Here is a 19227-nt window from a genome sequence, read left to right on the forward strand (position 1 = left end):
GTCAGGCAACAAAAAACCCCGCGAAAGCGAGGTCTTGCATACGAATTTCTCTGGCCCGAGCGAGCGGGAGGTGGGTCAGAACTTAAACTGAGTTCCCACGTAAACGGCCTGATTGTCTTGATCGGCATTGGTCAGCGGATCCAAACGATCGCGCTCTTGCGACAGCCGTACACCGGCGGTCACATTGAGATTGCGCGAAATCCGGTAAGCGCCGCCCACATCAAGGGTCTGCCGCTCCAGTGCACCCAGAGTGTTGGGCGAGCTGCCAGCGACCTTGTCGCTTTCAAGTTCAATGCGCGGCTGTAGACGGCTTGGCTTGTCCTTGGCGGTTGGGCCAGCAGGCTCAAACGTCGCAAGATCAGGCATCGACAGATTGCGAACCGTATCAGGCAGCGCAACCGGGCGTGCGAAGCTGTCGTAGCCGCGTGCAATGCCGAGATTGTAGCGATTTGGCTGAACGGCTGCGATGCCGCTGCTAACACCGGGTGCCGCGTCGATTGCAGAGCGCACCGAGATTGCCTCAGCGATATCGCTGTCCACTCGAACAGCGACGGTAACCGTGCGATCACCATTGCCAGCGTTTGCGGCACCAGCCGGAGTGAAGCGCATGCCATCACCGCCAACCTCGCTTGCGAACATCGCAGCAAGTTCTGGATCTACCGATGCCGGTGTGAAAATATCGAGGGCTGAGCCTTCTAGTCCAGGCGCGCCCTCTGTCAGGCTTACCAAGGCGAGGCCCGTCGAAGGAACGCCGAGCGCCAGCGCACCAGCGGCAAGCATCAGCGGCAGCTTGCGCTGCGCCTTACTTCCAATCTGGTTAGCCTTGCCTGACATGGCGTTCACTCAAATCCTTCGATCACTATCGTCCTGATCAAAGCATCCCCTGCCTGAACATTGGCTGAGTTTGCCCCAAAACGACTCGCTGCTTTTATGCAGCAACGAGAATATTAGAACCATGAGTCGCCACTAGGCAATCCTCCGGAGGCTGAATCCCGCCTAACCCTAACGTTTTTGGCAAGACTCTCGCGAATCTGTTGCATTGTGCACACAATTGGATTTGCAGAATGTTTTTCCGTCCGATGCCGCAGTTCAGCCGCCATAAAGGCGCATGCAGCGCTAGAATACGCGGATAATTGGTCCCGAATGGCCGTGTGACCGCTTGCCGCGCTGCTACGCGAGGCTATAGAGGCACTTAATGATGCAAAAGGAATTTATTGCTGTGACCCGCGCTCAAACTACGCTTTCTCGTTCGTTCCGCGTTCTGCTTGCTGGATTGGGAGCGGCTTCGCTTGCCGCATGTGGGGGCAGTGAACGTCCCAAAGCGGATATGGCCGCCTCTCAGGTCAACACGATTGGCGTTAATTCCTATCTCTGGCGTGCATCGCTAGAAACCGTCAGCTTTGCACCGCTGCTTCAAGCGGACAGCGCGGGCGGCGTGATCGTCACCGATTGGTACGCCAACCCAAGCAATCCGAATGAGCGCGTGAAAGTAACCGTGACCATCCTCGATCAGGATTTGCGGGCCGATGCACTTCGTGTTGCTGCCAGCCGCCAAGTCGCTCAGGGCGGCGGATGGGTCGATGCGCCGGTCCAGGCCGCGACCGTTCAGAAGCTGGAAGACATTATCCTGACGAAAGCGCGCGATCTGCGCCGCAAAGCTGTAGCCAGCTAAGCCAAACTTCCCTAGCGGGGTTTCATGACTGATACGCGTTTTGATCCGTCCAGTGCCGACGGGCGCTGGCAACGTGCGTGGAGCGAGGCGGGCACTTTTACCGCTGACAGCTCCTCGTCCAAGCCCAAGAGCTTCATCCTCGAGATGTTCCCCTATCCCTCGGGCCGCATCCACATGGGGCATGTGCGCAATTACACTATGGGCGACGTGCTGGCGCGTTATAAAAAGATGCGCGGGCACGAAGTGCTTCACCCGATGGGGTGGGACGCATTCGGCATGCCAGCTGAAAACGCGGCGATGGAAAAGAAGGTCCATCCCGGTTCATGGACGCGGGCGAATATCGAGGCGATGAAGGCGCAATTGCAGCGCATCGGCTTTGCGCTCGATTGGACGCGCGAGTTCGCGACCTGCGATCCGGAATATTATGGCCACGAACAATCGCTGTTCATCGATATGTATGAGGCCGGGCTGGTTTACCGCCGCAGCAGCGAGGTGAACTGGGATCCGGTCGACATGACCGTGCTCGCCAATGAGCAGGTGATCGATGGCAAGGGCTGGCGCAGCGGCGCCGAGGTTGAAAAGCGCAAGCTCGATCAGTGGTTTTTGAAGATCACAGATTTTGCCGGCGAACTGCTCGATGGGCTGGGCGAGCTCAAAGACTGGCCCGAAAAAGTCCGGCTGATGCAGGAAAACTGGATCGGCAAATCCACCGGTCTTGAGTTTTCATTTGAGCTTTCAAACGGCGACAAGCTGCCGGTTTATTCGACCCGCCCGGACACAATTTTTGGCGCGAGTTTCTGCGCAGTCGCAGCCGATCATCCGCTGGCGCAGCAGGTCGGAGCGAGCGATCCGGCAGCAGCGACCTTCATTGAGGAATGCAAGCGCGGCGGGACGACCGCGGCGGAGCTCGAGACCGCTGAAAAGCTCGGCTTTGATACCGGCGTGACGGCAAAGCATCCCTTTACGGGCGAGCCTTTACCGGTGTTCATCGCCAACTTCGTGCTGATGGATTACGGCACCGGCGCGGTGATGGGCGTGCCCGGCCATGACCAGCGCGACTTTGAATTTGCAACCAAATATGACCTGCCAATCGCGCGCGTTGTCGCCAGCGATGTGAGCGAAGCGGACGCGCCATTGGAGGGCGAAGCGGCCACCGGTGATGGCGTGATCGTCAATTCGGATTTCCTGAATGGCATGAGCGTCGAAGACGCCAAGGCTGAGGTGAACTCACGTGCAGAAGCTGGTGGTTGGGGCGAAGGCACTACTGTCTGGCGACTGCGCGACTGGGGCGTTTCACGCCAGAGATATTGGGGCACGCCGATCCCCTTCATCCACTGCGATGCCTGCGGCGTTGTGCCGGTGCCGCAAGACCAGCTGCCGGTCACGCTGCCTGAGGATGTCGATTTTGAGACACCGGGCAATCCGTTAGAGCGCCATCCCACCTGGAGCAAAACGGCCTGCCCCAAATGCGGCGGCGATGCGCGGCGCGAGACTGATACGCTCGACACTTTCACCAATTCCTCGTGGTATTTCCTGCGCTTTGCCAGCCAGCCTGTGGATGCGCCCTTCGACGCGGAAGAAGTCGCCAAATGGATGCCGGTGGAGCACTATATCGGCGGGATCGAGCACGCGATCCTGCACTTGCTCTATGCCCGCTTCTGGACCCGTGCGCTCAAACATATCGGCAAGATCGATGTGGCGGAGCCGTTCGCTGCGCTCTTCACACAGGGCATGGTGACGCATGAGACGTACAGTCTCGGCGATGGCAGCTGGCTGTCGCCTGATGAAGTGCGCAAAGACGGATCTGATTGGACCCGGATTGAGGATGGCGCGCCGGTTACCGCTGGCCGCGTCGTCAAAATGTCCAAGTCGAAGAAAAACGTCGTCGACCCAGATGGAATTATCGATGAATATGGCGCAGACGCAGTGCGTTGGTTCATGCTGTCGGACAGCCCACCAGAACGGGACCTGCCTTGGTCAGAGGCCGGTATTGAAGGCTGCGGACGGTTCGTTCAGCGGCTTTGGCGTTTGTTCGAAAGCCTCGATCCGGCCGCCTCAGGCGAAGACAAAGCGCTCGCTCGCAAGGCTCATCAGGCCATTGTTGCAGTCGCCGAAGACATCGAAGCGCTGAGTTTTAACAAAGCAGTGGCGCGCATTTACGAGCTTACCGGAGCGGCGGAAAAGGCAGCGCCCAGCGAAAGCCGCAATTTCGCGATCCGCACCATCCTGCATCTCGTCAGTCCAATGATGCCGCATTTGGCGGAAGAGATCTGGTCGAGGCAGAATGAGAGCGGCCTCATCGCCGACGCCGCCTGGCCTTCGCATGATCCCGCCATGCTGGTCGAAGATGAAGTGACCATTGCCGTCCAGCACAAGGGCAAGCTGCGCGACACCCTGACCGCGCCCAAAGGGGCTGCGAAAGAAGACCTCGAAGCGCTTGCGCTGGCGAGCGAGAAGGTCCAGCGTTCACTTGATGGAGCGGAGATACGCAAGGTGATCGTGGTGCCTGATAGACTGGTGAACATCGTTACGTGATGCGCCGCGCGCTTGCCTTGCTCGCGTGTCTCGCGCTGTCGCCGGCTCTGGCGTCCTGCGGGCTGCAACCGCTCTATTCGGCCGATGGCACCAATGCCGGGGTGACCAATGGATTGGCCGCCGTCCAGATCCCGACCATTCCGGGACGCGGCGGATGGCTGCTGCGCGGAGAGCTTGAAGACCGTTTGCAAGTTTCGGGCGCTGTTGCTCCGCGTTACCGCCTTGATGTGCGGCTCGATGATGCGCTTGAGGCGCTAGGCGTGCTTAATGATGACACGATCAGCCGCGAGCGCCGAATTTTGCGCGCGCGCTATCAATTGATTGATATCGCCAGCGGCGAAATCTTGCTCGATGCAACCGCGGGGGCCGATGCGGGTATCGATGTGGTCAGCTCCGAATATGCGACCATTGCGGCTGAGCAGACTGCGCTTGAAAACCTCTCCAAAGAGGTGGCCGACCGGATCGTCACGCAAATCGCCCTCACCTTGCGCACGCAAGCCAGCGCGCCTGACAGCGCGCCAGCGGGCCAATGAAGGCCACCCAGCGCGACTTTGCACGCGGCCTGCCCAGCGGCGCGGCCAATTGCTCCATCTTCTTTTTCTGCGGACCCGACGAGGCAGGCGCCTCTGCCGCAGTCACCAAGATTATCGAAGGCCTGCCCGATGCGGGCGAGCGGATCGAGATATCGGGCGGCGACCTCAAACGAGACCCGGCGATGCTGGGGGACGAGGCCCGCTCCGGTTCCTTGTTCGGCGATAAGCGCCATTTGTTTGTCCGCGCCAATGGTGATGAAGCCCATGACGCGGTCAAAGCTCTGATCGAGACGAATGATGCGGGCGCCGGCGAGGCGGCTCCGGTGCTGATCGTCGCCACCTCCGCGACGGACAAAGCGCGCACAGCCAAGCTGATCGAGAAACGCAAAGACGGCATGGTCGCGATGTTCTGGCCGCCGGATCTGTCCTCTGTGGCGGTCTCTGTGCGGGCGATGGCCGATGCGGCCGGCCTCCGACTGGGCGGCGATTTGGCTGAGCGGATTGCGCGGGCCGCGGGCCTTGATGTGCGGCTCGCGCAATCAGAGGTGACCAAGCTCGCGCTTTATTGCGGTGCTGATCCGCTGGAGCCGAAGACCGCCTCGATCGAGGATTACGGCGAGATTGGCGCGGCGACCGAGGAAGACGGGTTCCAACCGCTTGTGAATGCGGTGATGGGCGGCGAGCTGCCCCGGATTGACCGCGAAATCCGCCGGATGCGCGAGCTGGGGCTAAACCCGGTCGGTTTGCTGTTGGCGATAGAACGGCGCGCGGCGCAATTGGCTCAGATCACCGCGAAGCTCGGCCCGCGCGGCTCGCTCGACAAGCTAGGCAAGGGCGAAAAGGCGCAGCTCGGCATATTCTGGCGCGAGGAGCGCGATATTCGCCAGCAACTCACAAAATGGCATGCGCGCAAGCTGGACCGGCTGATCCCGCGCCTGATCGAGATGCACAGATCGCTGCTGTCGAACAGTCAAGCGGCGGAGATGCTGCTGGCTCAGGGACTGGCTGAAATCGCGAGATTTGCTGCCAAGCGTTAGCTCTTGGGGCTAAACAATTCTCAATACAATTCGCATTGCGGAACCAGTTGCATTAGGCTTTATCTAGGTAGTAATATCTGGGTCGTAGAAATGGTGCTGATTGGTCTATGAATAAGCTATCTGGATCGATTGTTGCTAGCGGACAGTCGCAAAAGACACAGCTGCGATCGGCGCCCTCATTAGAGCATCGGCGACTTCGCGCCTATATCGCGATGCTGCTCATCGACCTTATTTTATTGTATTTCGGATTTGTATTCGCCGCATTCGCCTATGAAAATGTATGGTGGGAGCCGCACGCTGTGCTGGCGACGGCGATTCTTTCGCCGATCTATTTCTCGATCGCGCTCTACAACACGAGCTATTGCGCAAGGTCGCTGACCGATTGGGTCTATGCGGTTAGAAAGCTGGCGGCTGCTCTGGTGATCTCGGTTGGATTGCTCAACTTTCTTGCTTTTTTCGCCAAAGCCAATGCGGAGTTCTCTCGCGTTGCCATGTCGCTGGGACTCATCTTGTCCTTCACCCTGATGGCGCTGGCCCGGCGCGGATTGGTGGCCTTTATCGCCCGGTTTTGGGGCGGGAAGATCCGCAACTATCTCGTGATTGATGATGGCGGCCCGGCTTTTTCACTGCGCGATGCGACTGTAATCGACGCACGCAAGCTTGGGCTTGATCCCGGCAGTCACGATCCGCACATGCGGGACAGGATTGGTCAATTGCTGCGCAATCAGGACAATGTGATTATTTCCAGTTCCCCCCTACGGCGCCAGCAATGGGCGTTCCTGCTCAAGTCAGTCGGGGTGTTCGGCGAGATTGTAAGCGAGCCTGCGCAGCGTTTGGGGGCAATCGGCGTGCAGCGATATGGTGGGTGGGACGTTACCTCTCTAGTTGTGTCAATTGGTCCGCTTGGTCTGCGCGCGCGGGCAACGAAGCGGTGTTACGACATTGTTTTAGCATCGGCAGGGCTGATTGTTTTGTCTCCAATGCTCGCTGTCTGTGCGCTGCTCATCAAGCTGGAGGATGGCGGGCCTGTGCTGTTCGCTCAGCGGCGGGTTGGGCGCGGCAATGCGTTCTTCAACATGCTCAAATTTCGCAGCATGCGCGTCGAAAGCGGCGATGAGAGCGGTGAGCGGTCAACCGCGCGCGATGATGCTCGTGTTACCCGCATTGGCCAGTTCATTCGCTCAAACAGCATTGATGAGCTGCCGCAGCTCTGGAACGTGCTGCGCGGTGAGATGTCGATTGTGGGGCCGCGCCCCCACGCGCTTGGTAGTCAGGCGGGCGATAAGCTGTTTTGGGAGGTTGATGGCCAATATTGGCGGCGCCATTCGCTCAAGCCCGGGCTTACCGGGCTGGCTCAAGTTCGCGGACATCGGGGCGCGACCGAGCAGGAGTCCGACCTTACCGATCGCCTTCAATCCGACCTTGAGTATATCGCGGGCTGGACCTTGCGCCGCGATGTGGAGATCACTTTGCGCACCTTGTCGGTGCTGCGCCACGATCGCGCTTTTTGAGCGCTGTTTACTCGCCGTCTTGCGGGACGGAGAAGCTGCCTGTGACCCGTCCGTCCGCGCCTTCGGTTGTGCCAGCTGGGCCGCCTGAGGTCCGGCCATCAACGCTGGATAGCCCGGTTCTAAGATCGATCACCAAGCGCCCGCCGTTCAGCCTATCGCCCCCGCGTGCGAGCCGCACATTGCCCGACATGGTGATGATCCGGCGGCCAAAGTCATAGATCGCAACGTCGCCGCTCGCCCGCTCATTGCCGCGCGACACGGTAACGCCGCCGGTTGCGGTGATCCGCTGGATATCGAGCGATCCGCTGTCACTGTAGTTCACCAGCATGCGATTGGATTGCACGGTGAGGCCAGCCTGACGCACGGTCACATTGCCTGACAGCGCGACGCGGTTTTCCCGATCCTGCAGCTCAATTCGGCCCGCGTCAAAGTCCACCGGAGCGCGGCTGTTGTGCGCAGCAATGCCCTGAGCGCCAACCTGGATCGCGCCCAGAAAGGCAGCGGTGCTGACAAATCCGGCGAGCCCCCAGCGGGCGGCAGTACGTGTCAGTGAAGGAGGTGCGGTGTGCGTCATGGTATCCTCAATTCGCCCGGTATCATGGACAGTTTGGCATTGCCTTCCAGCGTGATGGTGCGCGCAGGCAGGTCCGCTCTCAGCGTATTGGCGCTGAACGTGCCAGCAGGCACGGCGCCTTCGACCCCGTCATCGCCGCGCATGGCGCGTTCTTCAAGGTCAACGGACACCCCGCGCGCGGTCATGGTGTAGCCATCGGCGGCGCGCAGGCGCACTGCGCCGTCGACGTCGACGATCTCTTCGTCAATGTCATACGCGCCGCCCGGTGCGCTGATCCGGGCAGGCCCTTCTGGAAGCAGCAGCTGCGCGATCAGATCGTCCATCCGCACGATGCCTTCCGCGCTAGACCGCTGCACGGCCTCGCCCGCTTGGATCGAGAATGGCCGGCCGCGTTCATCGCGCCCGCGGTACATGGCGTTATCGACGCTAAGCCGTTCGTTGATCATCGCCACTTTGTTGCGGTCGAGCAGAAACGAGATTTCGCCGCGTGGGCTGAGCGGCGTGATGATCATCAATGCCGCCATGACACCAACGCCCATCGGTAGCGCGCGCGCCAGGAACCCGACGAGCTTGTCATGCGATCCACCAGGCGCAGCAAAGTCTTGGCGCTTGCCGCGAAGCGCCTTTGCTTTGTTTGTTTCGATGCGGCGTTTGGTGACCATAGGAGTGCTTTGCCCAGCTTCGCCTTACATGTGGCTGAAGATGTCGTGCTCTGACCAGCCGGCCATGTCGAGCAACGCTCGCGTCGGCAGGAAGTCGAAACAGGCCTGAGCAATCTCGGTCCGCCCTTCGCGCTCGAGCCGCTTGATCAGCTCCTCGCGCATGGCGTGGAGATAGCGCACGTCAGAGGCGGCGTATTCGCGCTGCGCCTCGCTTAGCTCCGGCCCGCCCCAATCGCTCGATTGCTGCTGTTTGGAGATTTCCGCGCCGAGCAGCTCATGCGCAAGGTTCTTCAAGCCGTGGCGGTCTGTGTAGGTCCGCACCAGCTTGCTGGCGATCTTGGTGCAGAACACCGGCGCGGCCATCACCCCGAGGTAGTAATGGATCGCGGCCAGATCGAAGCGCGCATAGTGATAGAGCTTTATCCGCGCAGGGTCGGCCAGCACCGCCTTCAAATTAGGCGCGGCATAGTCGCTGTCCGGGCCAAAGCGCACCAAATGCTCATCCCCTTTGCCGTCGCTGATCTGCACAACACACAGCCGATCACGGTGGGTGATCAGGCCCATGGTTTCAGTATCAACGGCCACGGGGCCATCGGCGAGCACGCCTGCGGGCAGGTCTTCTTCATGGAAATGGACTGTCATAGGCTCAGTCTCCTAGAAGCATTGGGGAAAGAGGGGAAGGGGACATGGCGCTGGGATGCGCTGGCAGTGTAGCTTTTGACAGATGAGCAGTGATCCTATCCCTGAAAGCTGGCGCGCCGCGCTGGAGCCGGTGCTGGCCAGCACTGAGGCGCGTAAGCTTGGCGGATGGCTGCGTGCGCAGGAGGATGCGGGCAAGGTGATCTACCCTCCGCGCGGGGAGCGCCTCGCCGCGCTCGCCATGACCCCGCTGGAGGATGTGCGCGTCGTCGTGCTGGGTCAGGATCCCTATCACGGGCCGGGGCAGGCGCATGGCCTGTCGTTCTCGGTTAAAGACGGGGTGAAGCCGCCGCCCTCGCTTGCCAACATCTTCAAGGAGCTGGAGAGCGATCTGGGCCTTGCGCCGCCCGCCACTGGCAATCTCACCCCCTGGGCCAAGCAGGGCGTGCTGCTGCTCAACAACACGCTGACGGTTGAGGCTGCACAAGCGGGCAGCCATGCGGGGCGCGGCTGGGATGCGATCACCGATGCCTGCGTCGCGGCGGTGGCGGAGCGTGGAAGCCCCTGCGTGTTCGTGCTGTGGGGCAGCCATGCGGCGAAGAAGGCGGGCCGGGTAAAGGCTCTTGGTGGCGGCCCGCATCACCTGGTGCTCACCAGCCCGCACCCCAGCCCCTTGTCGGCCTATCGCGGCTTCTTTGGCTCCAAACCCTTCAGTCAAATCAACGCCTTCCTCGAAAGCCATGACCTCACACCGATTGATTGGGCGCTGTAGCGGCGTGGAACACAGATGCGATTTTCGAATCTGTGACTTTTGGTGGAAAATCACGCAATTACAGCGCCCTACCGCCATTCGCACGCGGCAAAGTGTGATTTTTGAAATGTTGGAATTGCGGCGCGGCGCAGCGGGGTCAATCATGCCGCAAACTTGCCTCAAACCGCGTGCTGTAGGAAAGTCCGATCATGACCCAGGATGAGGCCCGCACCGCCCTGCTCAAACGGCAGGAAGAGCTCGCAGAGGAAGACCGCATCAGCACCGAAAGCCGCGAGCCAGTGACTTTGCAGCAGGACAGCGTCGGCCGGCCAAGCCGGATGGACGCGATGCAGCAGCAGGCGATGGCGCAGGCGCAAGAGCGCCGCCGCGCAGGCGAGCGCACGCGCATTGCCACCGCGCTTCGGCGCTTAGACGAAGATGAATGGGGATATTGCGCCACCTGCGGCGAGGACATCGCCGAGGCGCGCCTGCGCCACGATCCCAGCGTTCCGACCTGTGTGAAATGCGCTGGCGGCGGGGATTAGTCCGCTTGCGCGCGCTCCGGTCGCGGCATCACTTTACGCAGCTCCAATTGGCCCAAGCGCGGGTCTGAATTGGGGCTCGGCGCGAATTTCAGGACATTGCCCTCCAAAACGCCGATCATACCGGTGAAATCCGCCACGCCCAGATCATTGCGTTCAAACGCAAAGGTTATCGTGCTGCCCGGTTCCCAGCCCAAATCTTCCACGCGATGCGTCGCGGATTGCACATCGTAAATGCTCTCTTCCAGCCTCAGTGAGACGGGTTTCGGGCATTCCCCTAATGGGGGCGACCAGCCTTCTGCTGGGACTTGATCAACCAAGCGCGTGCCATCCTCGCAATCCAACTTTACGGTGGCATATTGGAAGGGTTCTGAATTGCTGGCCCAGACCACCTTCACCATGGGTGCGCCGGGATATGTTTCGGAACCGAGCCAGCTGAATTTGGGCGGCACAGGCCTGGGTGTGGAAGTGAGGATGACAAATTCGCCTTCCTGATCCCACGTCCCGCGCGCCCGCATGTCGAGCGCGCCGACCGACAGGCCCCAGCCAAACGTCCCGTCAGCGGCGATTTCCATGCCCATCGCGGTCTCGAAAGAGCCGCCATTGTACCGCCCGATAAACTTGGAATCGGGGTCAGGCTTGGCCGGTTTGGCGGCTGGCGGCGCGGAGGGCGGAGTTTCCTGCGCAGCGGCAATGGCGCTCGCCTGTACCGGAGTATCGCCCGTCACTGAGCCGCTATTGGCGCATCCCGAAAGGCCAAGCGCCAGTGCACCGAGCACGAAAAACTGACGCTGTTTCAAGCGCCGTAATTTAGAAGGTTGCATTCAGCCTCATCCCCAACAGCACGCCTGTATCGCGCGCTGCGACCGCGCTGTCTATAAGCTGAGCGTTGGCGGTGACTTCGAATTTGTCGGCGAGGCCCACCGTGTAGAACAGCTCCACGCCTCTTTCATCTTCCAGGCCCAGCCGCGTGGCGAGCACGCTCACCAGCTCGTCGGTCAGGGAATATTGAAACACCGCCGCGCCAAATCGGTCCTGCGGGCGGCCGCGCGGATTGCCGGAAACACCGATAAAGCCGCTGTAATCAAGGAAAGTTGGATCGCCGAGCGAGCCGTAAACTTGGCCGAAAATGCCCCAGCCTTTTCCCGGTGCCTCAGGATAGACATCCAAGAATTGATAGCCAGCAAACACAGCCGCAAACTCTCCGCGCGTATTGCCAAAGCTCGATCCCGGCGCCGGGATCAATGCGGCTGGCAAAGAGCGCGCATTGATATCGTTACGGGTCGAGCCGGACAGTTTGAGCGCGTAATAGCCCGGCTTGCCGCCAATCTTTACTGGCACCGTAACCGATCCGAGAAATCCGACGCCGCTGCCAAAGGCGGTTTCAAATCCGGTCCGCTCAAACTGCGAATCCGGGTCGAACACCCACAGACGGTAAAGCGCATTGTCGGTCGGCACCTCCAGCAGCGCGCCGGTGAGCGTATTGGCGATGATCGCGGACGGCGGCAGAGCGACGCTGAGGTTTTGAAAGCCGTGGTGCCCATTGCTGCCAACCACGGGCAGCTTACCGCCAAGGTCCAGCACATTGACCTTGCCCACCGTCAGCTTGGTGCCCGATTTCCAGCGCTTGGAGACACTGGCCGAGAGGTCAAAATCCCCCGCACCCTCGCCGCGAAACAGGGCGGTGTTGTTCGGGATCAGGCCAATTACGCCATTGGAATCCTTCCCCCAAGTGAACTCAGGCCGCAGCGTGAATGTCCAGCTGTCATCGAGGCCGAGTGTGCTGCCCTGAACATCGATATAGGCATCGGCTCGGCCGCTGTAGCGAAACGTGCCCGGCGCATCGCCAGCAACCGGAACATCGACGAATTGCGAGATCGAAAGCTTGGCCTCAACCGGCTTGGAAGGCGGCGGAGCCGGCGGGGCGGCGACCGGGACGAGCACTGGGAGAGGTGCGGGTGGTGGGTCGCTGCTTTGCAAAGCGCCGGTGGATGCGGTCCCGACATCGATGTTTGAGTTGGCTTGCTTTGAATGCGCGGCACGAGCCTTAGTCTCCGCAGGAGCAAACACCGCGTCGAATTCATCCTGAAGCGTGGTTCCAGCGGCGACTGGTTGCGCGGCGGCGAGCATGCCTGCGCTCATTGCCGCAGTAATGGCGGCAAGGCGCGCCAAGTGAGGCTTGTGCGAACTTTTCGGTGCGACCCGCATAGTGTTTCTGTACAATCCGCCGTGCCACCGCACCGCCAATCGCTTCTCTCCCGCCGTATTGTGGTTTGGTGCCCGACAAAAATAGGCAGGTCAAGCACTTGGCTTCGGTTAGGAGCGGCGTAACAAAAAGACCTATGACTTGCCAAATTGTTGGCGGTCTCAAAACTTCACTCGCAGATCAGCAATAATGCCTCGCGCTACTTACGCGGCTAGGCACGCAAAATTGCGAGCGCTTTGTAAGTTCTAAGCCTACTTTACGCGTTTTCTTAGCGCGGCAGAGAGCTTGCACCCATCAGAGCTTCATCGACGCTGCGTGCGCATTGCCGGCCTTCGCGGATCGCCCAGACAACCAAGCTTTGCCCGCGCCGCATATCGCCGCAGGCATAGACCTTCTCCACGCTGGTCGCGTAGTCGTCTTCGTTTGCAGAGACATTACCGCGCGGGGTAAGCTCAACTGCTGCTTGGTCGAGCAGGCCGGTCTTCTTCGGGCCGACAAAGCCCATCGCGAGCAGGATCAAGTCAGCGGGGATTGTGAACTCGCTGCCGACAATCTCGCGAATCTGGCCATCGACCCATTCAACCCGCGCGCATTCGATGCCTGTGACTTTTTCGCCGTCGCCAACCACGCGCTTGGTCAGAACCGCCCAATCGCGGTCCACGCCTTCTTCATGGCTGGAGGAGGTGCGCAGTTTGAGCGGCCAATCGGGCCAGGTCAGCGCTTTATCTTCCTTCTCAGGCGGCTTGGGCATGATCTCCAGCTGGGTCACGCTCTTCGCGCCCTGCCGGTTGGAGGTGCCAACACAGTCAGAGCCGGTGTCACCGCCGCCGATCACGACCACGTCCTTGCCGGTCGCGAGCAGGCTGCCGCGCGGGGCAGCGCGCAGTTCGTCGTCGCCGGCGTTGCGCTTGTTCTGCTGGGTCAGGAATTCCATCGCCAGGCGCACTCCGTCCATCTCCGCACCGGGAATGGAAAGCGCGCGGGCGTCTTCGCTGCCGCCGGACAGGACAATCGCATCGTAGTTTTCATTGAGGCTCTGGAACGAGACATCAACGCCAACTTCTTTGCTGGTTTTGAACTCAACCCCTTCGGCCTCCATCTGGACGCAGCGGCGATTGATCAGTTGTTTTTCCATCTTGAAGTCAGGAATGCCGTAACGCAGCAATCCGCCGACCCGGTCGCTTTTCTCAAACACGGTGACGGTGTGGCCAGCGCGCGCCAATTGCTGGGCGCAGGCCATGCCTGCGGGGCCTGATCCAACCACAGCAACGCGCTTACCAGTTTTCTTGGCGGGCACCTGCGGCTCAATCCAACCCTCTTTCCATCCGCGATCGACAATCGCGCATTCGATCGATTTGATCGTCACGGGCTGGTCAACGATGTTGAGCGTGCAGCTCGCCTCGCATGGGGCGGGGCAGATGCGGCCGGTAAACTCCGGGAAATTGTTGGTCGAGTGCAGGACGGAAAGCGCGTTCTTCCAATCGTTCTCGTAAACCAGATGATTCCAGTCTGGGATCATGTTGTTTACGGGGCAGCCGTTGTGACAATAGGGAATGCCGCAATCCATGCAGCGCGCCGCCTGATTAGACAGCGTCGAATCATCGGGCTGAACCACGAATTCGCGGTAATTGTTCAGTCGTTCCTTGGGGTCGAGATAGTCGCGCTCGCGCCGCTCGATTTCGAGAAATCCGGTGTCTTTGCCCATGGTGTCTACTCTGTTTCTATTCTGCTGCGACCGAGGCGGCTTCTTCGCGCTCAGCTTCGAGAGCCTTTAGCGCGCGTGCATAATCGCTCGGCATAACTTTCACGAACTGGCTCAGCGATTGCTCCCAATTGCCAAGCAATTCGCCAGCCTTGGTGCTGCCCGTGTGCAATTGGTGGCGCTCGATCAAGATCTTGAGCCGCTCTGCATCATGGCGCAGCATGTCGCCCATGCCGAAATCATGCACGGAGCTGGCGCGCTGCGCCGGGCGTCCGGTGCCGTCTTCGGCGTCGGGCTCTGCGGAGATTGGCAGCAGGTCGACCTGCGCCTTGTTCACCAGGCTCTCAAACGTGCCGTCCGGGTCATAAACATAGGCCACCCCGCCGCTCATCCCAGCGGCAAAGTTGCGGCCCGTCTTGCCCAGCACAACGACAACGCCGCCGGTCATATATTCGCACGCATGGTCGCCTGCGCCCTCAACCACGGCAATCGCGCCGGAATTGCGCACGGCAAAGCGCTCGCCCCCGACCCCGCCAAAATACGCCTCGCCCGCAATCGCGCCGTACAGCACAGTGTTGCCGACGATGATGTTCTCGCTTGGGTCGCGGTTTGCCGTATCTGGTTGGCGCACGATGATGCGCCCGCCTGATAGACCCTTGCCGACGTAGTCGTTGGCATCGCCTGACAGATCAAGCGTGACGCCGTGCGCGAGCCATGCGCCAAAGCTTTGGCCAGCCACACCGCTCAAATTGATGCGGATCGTCTCTGGCGGCAGGCCTTCGTGACCATGCGCAGCTGCGATCCGGCCAGACAGCATCGCGCCAGCGGTGCGGTTTTTGTTGGCGATCTCATAGGTCAGTTGAACCGGCTTCTTCGCCTGAATTGCCTCTGCGCAATCCGCGATCAGCGCATTGTCGAGCGCGGCGCTAAGCCCGTGATCCTGACCCTCGGTGTGCTGCAATGATGCGCCTTCCGGCAGCTCTGGCATGTGCAGCAAACGCGAGAGATCAATTCCGCTCGCCTTCCAGTGGCGGTGCATCCGGCTCATATCGAGACGGTCGGCGCGGCCAACCATTTCATCGACCGTGCGGAAGCCCATTTCAGCCATGATTTGACGCAGCTCTTCGGCAACGAAGAACATGTAATTGACCACATGCTCTGGCTGGCCGGTGAAGCGCTTGCGCAGCTCTGGATCCTGCGTGGCGACGCCTACGGGGCAGGTGTTGAGGTGGCATTTGCGCATCATGATACAGCCCGCCGCGATCAACGGCGCTGTGGCAAAGCCGAACTCGTCCGCGCCCAGCAGTGCGCCAATGGCAACATCGCGTCCGGTGCGTAGGCCGCCGTCGACCTGCACAGCGATGCGGCTGCGAAGATCGTTGAGCAGCAGGGTTTGCTGAGTTTCGGCGAGGCCGATTTCCCAAGGGCTACCCGCGTGCGTCAGGCTGGTCAGCGGTGATGCGCCGGTCCCGCCGTCATAGCCGGAGATGGTGACATGGTCTGCGCGCGCTTTTGAAACGCCAGCGGCAACCGTGCCCACGCCCACTTCGGACACGAGCTTGACCGAAATACGCGCCTCTGGCTGCACGTTTTTCAAATCGTGGATCAGCTGAGCGAGGTCTTCGATCGAGTAAATATCGTGGTGCGGTGGCGGCGAGATCAGGCCAACACCCGGGGTCGAATGGCGCACCGCGCCGATCCGCTTGTCGACCTTGTGCCCGGGCAGCTGACCACCTTCGCCGGGCTTTGCGCCCTGCGCCATCTTGATCTGGATGTCGTCGGAGTTGGCGAGATATTCCGTCGTGACGCCAAAGCGTCCCGAGGCCACCTGTTTGATCCGGCTGCGCATCGAATCGCCATTGTCCAGCGGCGTGAAGCGGAATGGCTCCTCGCCGCCTTCGCCAGTGTTGGAGCGCCCGCCAATGCGGTTCATCGCGACCGCCAGGGTCGAATGCGCTTCGTGGCTGATCGAGCCAAAGCTCATCGCGCCGGTGCTGAAACGTTTGACGATTTCCGATGCGGGCTCAACCTCGTCGAGCGGGATCGCCTCGTCGGCTTTCTTGAACTCCATCAGCCCGCGAATGGTCAGCAGGCGTTCGGATTGCTCGTTCACGCTCTTGGCAAATTCTTCGTAGTTTGAAGGATTGTTGCCGCGCACGGCGTGCTGGAGATCGGCCACGTTCTTTGGCGTCCAGGCGTGCTCTTCGCCGCGCAGACGGTATTGGTAGATGCCGCCCACATCGAGCATGCTTTCATAGATCGGGTTGTCACCATAAGCCTGCGCGTGGCGGCGCACGCTTTCCTCGGCGACCTCGGCCAAGCCCACGCCTTCGATGGTAGTCGAGGTGCCGGTGAAATAGTTTTCGACAAACGGGGTGGACAGGCCAACCGCGTCAAAGATTTGCGCGCCGCAATAGGACTGATAGGTCGAAATGCCCATTTTGGACATGACCTTGCGGATGCCTTTGCCGATGGCCTTGATGTAGTTCTGCTCAACCTCGCGCGGGTCCAGCTCAAGGTGCTTCTTGCGGCGAATATCCTCCAGCGTTTCAAACGCCATGTAGGGGTTGATCGCCTCTGCGCCGTAACCTGCGAGCACGCAGAAATGGTGCACTTCGCGCGCTTCGCCGGTTTCCACGACCAGGCCGGTTTGCATCCGCAGACCTTGGCGCACCAGATGGTGATGCACAGCGGCCGTGGCGAGCAAAGCGGGCATGGGAATGCGGTCTGCGTTTTGAGCGCGGTCTGACAGCACTAGGATGTTGTGGTCTTGCAGCACCGCCTCGGTCGCGGCCCAGCACATTTCCTTGATCGCAAGCTCAATGCCTTCGACGCCTTGCTCGGCGTCCCAGGTCATATCAATCGTGGCGCAGCGGAATGCCCCGTCCAGCGCGGTTTCCACCGTTCGGATCTTGGCCAGATCGTCATTGGTCAGGATCGGCTGTTCGACCTCGAGCCGCTTGTGCGTGCCAGCCTCCCGGCCGAGCAGGTTCGGGCGCGGACCGATCATCGATAGCAGGCTCATCACCAGCTCTTCACGGATTGGATCAATCGGCGGGTTGGTGACCTGCGCAAAGTTCTGCTTGAAATAATCGTAGAGCAGGCGCGACTTGTTCGACAGCACCGCAATCGGCGTGTCAGTGCCCATCGATCCCAAGGGATCATCGCCCTTCACCGCCATTGGCTCGAGGAAGCGCGAGATGTCTTCCTGAGTGTAACCGAATGCCTGCTGGCGTATCAGCAGCGAATTACCATCGGCTTCATCGCGCTCAACCACTTCGGACAGTTCCGGTTCGATATCGGCGATATCTTCCAGCTTAAACTGAGCCTTCTTGAGCCAATCGGCATAGGGCTCTGCGCCCGCCAGATCAGCCTTCAGCTCGTCATCCTCAATGATCCGGCCTTGCTCCAGATCGATCAGCAGCATCTTGCCCGGTTGCAGGCGCCATTTGCGGGTGATGTCTTCCTCGGCGAACGGCAAAACGCCGCTTTCCGAGGCGAGGCAGACGATGTCGTCCTTGGTAACGCAAAAACGCGCCGGGCGCAGACCGTTGCGATCCAGCGTCGCGCCGATCTGGCGGCCATCGGTGAAAGCGACGGCAGCGGGTCCGTCCCACGGCTCCATCAATGCGGCGTGATATTCGTAGAACGCGCGCTGGTCGGGATCCATCAGCTCGTTCTTGGACCAGGCCTCTGGGATCAGCATCATCATCGCATGCGCAAGTGAATATCCACCAGCAAGCAGCAGCTCGAGCGCATTGTCGAGGCAGGCCGTGTCAGACTGGCCATGCGGAATGATCGGCCACATCTTATCGAGGTCAACGCCGAGCAGGTCGCTTTCCATCGTGCGGCGGCGGGCGTTCATCCAGTTTACATTGCCGCGCACCGTGTTGATCTCGCCATTATGCGCAATCAAACGGAATGGGTGGGCCAGTCGCCAGCTGGGGAAGGTGTTGGTCGAGAAACGCTGGTGCACCAGGCCGAGCGCCGAAACGCAGGCTGGATCGCGCAGGTCGTTGAAGAAGCTGCCAACCTGATCACACAGCAGCAGACCTTTGTAGACGATCGTGCGGCTGGAGAAGCTCGGCAGATAGAGCTCGGTCAGGCCGGGCAGATCATGCTTTACCGCCAGCTTGGCGAGCGGGTTTTGCACCTGCTTGCGAATCACCAGCAGCTTGCGCTCAAACGCGTCTTGATCGGCGCAGTTTTCGCCGCGCGCGATCACCGCTTGCTGGATCACCGGCATCGAATCGATCACCGCTTTACCCAGGCCATCAAGTGTGGTCGGGACATCGCGCCAGCCGACAAAACGCTGGCCTTCTTTGGCGGTGAATTTCTCAAATTGTTCGGTCACAAATGCGCGCGCTGCGGCGTCTTGCGGCATGAAGCACATCGCCACCGCATAATCGCCCGCTGCGGGCAGATCATGGCCAGCGTCGTCGGCCCAATTGCGGAACAACGGGTCTGGAATTTGCAGCAAAATCCCAGCGCCATCGCCCAGCAATGGGTCCGCGCCCACGGCGCCGCGGTGGTCGATCCGGTTCAGAATCTCGAGCGATTGCTCAATGATGGAGTGGCTTTTTTCGCCTTTAATATGCGCGACCATGCCGACGCCGCAGGCATCGTGTTCGTTTCGAGCGTCATAAAGGCCTTGGGCCGCGGGCTGTCCCATCGAAAAATCCATTCTGTCAGATGCCGGCACTGGCGACAGGCCCGGTGGGCTTGTGGCCGGCAGAATTGCCTGCAGAGCGGCCCATGCGGAGCGCGATCTGCATCACTTCAGAGCCTTTTGCCGACAGAATCGAGATTTTGCAACCGCGAAGAACGTAGCATTCTTTCGCATAGCTATGCCTGAGCTTTAGC

Annotated in this window: 15 protein-coding genes; 7 read left to right on the top strand and 8 right to left on the bottom strand. The window is 60.5% G+C overall.

Annotation, left to right across the window (positions count from 1 at the left end; genetic code table 11):
• Positions 1-75 precede the first annotated feature (75 nt).
• Positions 76-834, bottom strand: a complete 759-nt coding sequence (locus AC0V6V_RS09575; protein ID WP_486165156.1) for a hypothetical protein — start codon at positions 832-834, stop codon at positions 76-78.
• A gap of 385 nt (positions 835-1219) precedes the next feature.
• Here AC0V6V_RS09575 and AC0V6V_RS09580 point away from each other — a divergent pair, with 385 nt between their 5' ends.
• From AC0V6V_RS09580 to AC0V6V_RS09600, 5 genes are all read left to right on the top strand, one after another.
• Complete coding sequence (locus tag AC0V6V_RS09580) at positions 1220-1672, top strand: DUF3576 domain-containing protein (RefSeq protein WP_486166311.1); 453 nt, start codon at positions 1220-1222, stop codon at positions 1670-1672.
• 24 nt (positions 1673-1696) lie between these two features.
• On the top strand, positions 1697-4207 hold the full coding sequence (gene leuS / locus AC0V6V_RS09585) for a leucine--tRNA ligase (RefSeq protein ID WP_486165158.1): 2511 nt from the start codon (positions 1697-1699) through the stop codon (positions 4205-4207).
• On the top strand, positions 4207-4740 hold the full coding sequence (gene lptE, locus AC0V6V_RS09590; RefSeq protein WP_486165159.1) for an LPS assembly lipoprotein LptE: 534 nt from the start codon (positions 4207-4209) through the stop codon (positions 4738-4740). Before leuS ends, lptE begins: the two co-directional genes overlap by 1 nt.
• Positions 4737-5777 carry a DNA polymerase III subunit delta gene (gene holA / locus AC0V6V_RS09595; protein WP_486165160.1) on the top strand — a complete coding sequence of 347 codons (1041 nt, stop codon included), beginning with the start codon at positions 4737-4739 and terminating at the stop codon, positions 5775-5777. Before lptE ends, holA begins: the two co-directional genes overlap by 4 nt.
• 107 nt (positions 5778-5884) lie before the next feature.
• On the top strand, positions 5885-7288 hold the full coding sequence (locus AC0V6V_RS09600; RefSeq protein ID WP_486166312.1) for a sugar transferase: 1404 nt from the start codon (positions 5885-5887) through the stop codon (positions 7286-7288).
• A gap of 7 nt (positions 7289-7295) precedes the next feature.
• Here the strand turns inward: AC0V6V_RS09600 and AC0V6V_RS09605 are convergent, their stop codons facing one another.
• The 3 genes from AC0V6V_RS09605 to AC0V6V_RS09615 are packed head-to-tail and all read right to left on the bottom strand — an operon-like array spanning position 7296 to position 9166.
• Positions 7296-7862: an LptA/OstA family protein gene (locus tag AC0V6V_RS09605; RefSeq protein WP_486165163.1), complete on the bottom strand. Its 567-nt coding sequence runs from the start codon at positions 7860-7862 to the stop codon at positions 7296-7298.
• Complete coding sequence (gene lptC, locus AC0V6V_RS09610; RefSeq protein WP_486165164.1) at positions 7859-8524, bottom strand: LPS export ABC transporter periplasmic protein LptC; 666 nt, start codon at positions 8522-8524, stop codon at positions 7859-7861. The genes AC0V6V_RS09605 and lptC overlap by 4 nt, the downstream gene beginning before the upstream one ends.
• A 24-nt stretch (positions 8525-8548) precedes the next feature.
• Complete coding sequence (locus AC0V6V_RS09615) at positions 8549-9166, bottom strand: ribonuclease D (protein WP_486137632.1); 618 nt, start codon at positions 9164-9166, stop codon at positions 8549-8551.
• 82 nt (positions 9167-9248) lie between these two features.
• On the opposite strand from AC0V6V_RS09615, the gene ung reads away from it, so the two are divergent.
• Complete coding sequence (ung, locus tag AC0V6V_RS09620; RefSeq protein WP_486165165.1) at positions 9249-9935, top strand: uracil-DNA glycosylase; 687 nt, start codon at positions 9249-9251, stop codon at positions 9933-9935.
• A 188-nt stretch (positions 9936-10123) separates the two neighbouring features.
• Positions 10124-10459 carry a TraR/DksA family transcriptional regulator gene (locus tag AC0V6V_RS09625; protein WP_486165166.1) on the top strand — a complete coding sequence of 112 codons (336 nt, stop codon included), beginning with the start codon at positions 10124-10126 and terminating at the stop codon, positions 10457-10459.
• On the opposite strand, the gene AC0V6V_RS09630 is transcribed toward AC0V6V_RS09625, so the two are convergent.
• The 4 genes from AC0V6V_RS09630 to gltB form a co-directional block, all read right to left on the bottom strand.
• Positions 10456-11280 carry a hypothetical protein gene (locus tag AC0V6V_RS09630; RefSeq protein WP_486165167.1) on the bottom strand — a complete coding sequence of 275 codons (825 nt, stop codon included), beginning with the start codon at positions 11278-11280 and terminating at the stop codon, positions 10456-10458. The two genes, AC0V6V_RS09625 and AC0V6V_RS09630, sit on opposite strands and share 4 nt — an antisense overlap.
• Positions 11267-12586 carry a carbohydrate porin gene (locus AC0V6V_RS09635; protein ID WP_486166313.1) on the bottom strand — a complete coding sequence of 440 codons (1320 nt, stop codon included), beginning with the start codon at positions 12584-12586 and terminating at the stop codon, positions 11267-11269. The genes AC0V6V_RS09630 and AC0V6V_RS09635 overlap by 14 nt, the downstream gene beginning before the upstream one ends.
• A 344-nt stretch (positions 12587-12930) precedes the next feature.
• Positions 12931-14367, bottom strand: coding sequence for a glutamate synthase subunit beta (locus tag AC0V6V_RS09640; protein ID WP_486165169.1), 1437 nt, complete (start codon positions 14365-14367; stop codon positions 12931-12933).
• A gap of 16 nt (positions 14368-14383) precedes the next feature.
• Positions 14384-19036, bottom strand: coding sequence for a glutamate synthase large subunit (gene gltB / locus AC0V6V_RS09645; RefSeq protein WP_486165170.1), 4653 nt, complete (start codon positions 19034-19036; stop codon positions 14384-14386).
• Between the last annotated feature and the right edge of the window lie 191 nt (positions 19037-19227).

The organism is Erythrobacter sp. S249 (assembly GCF_057364975.1).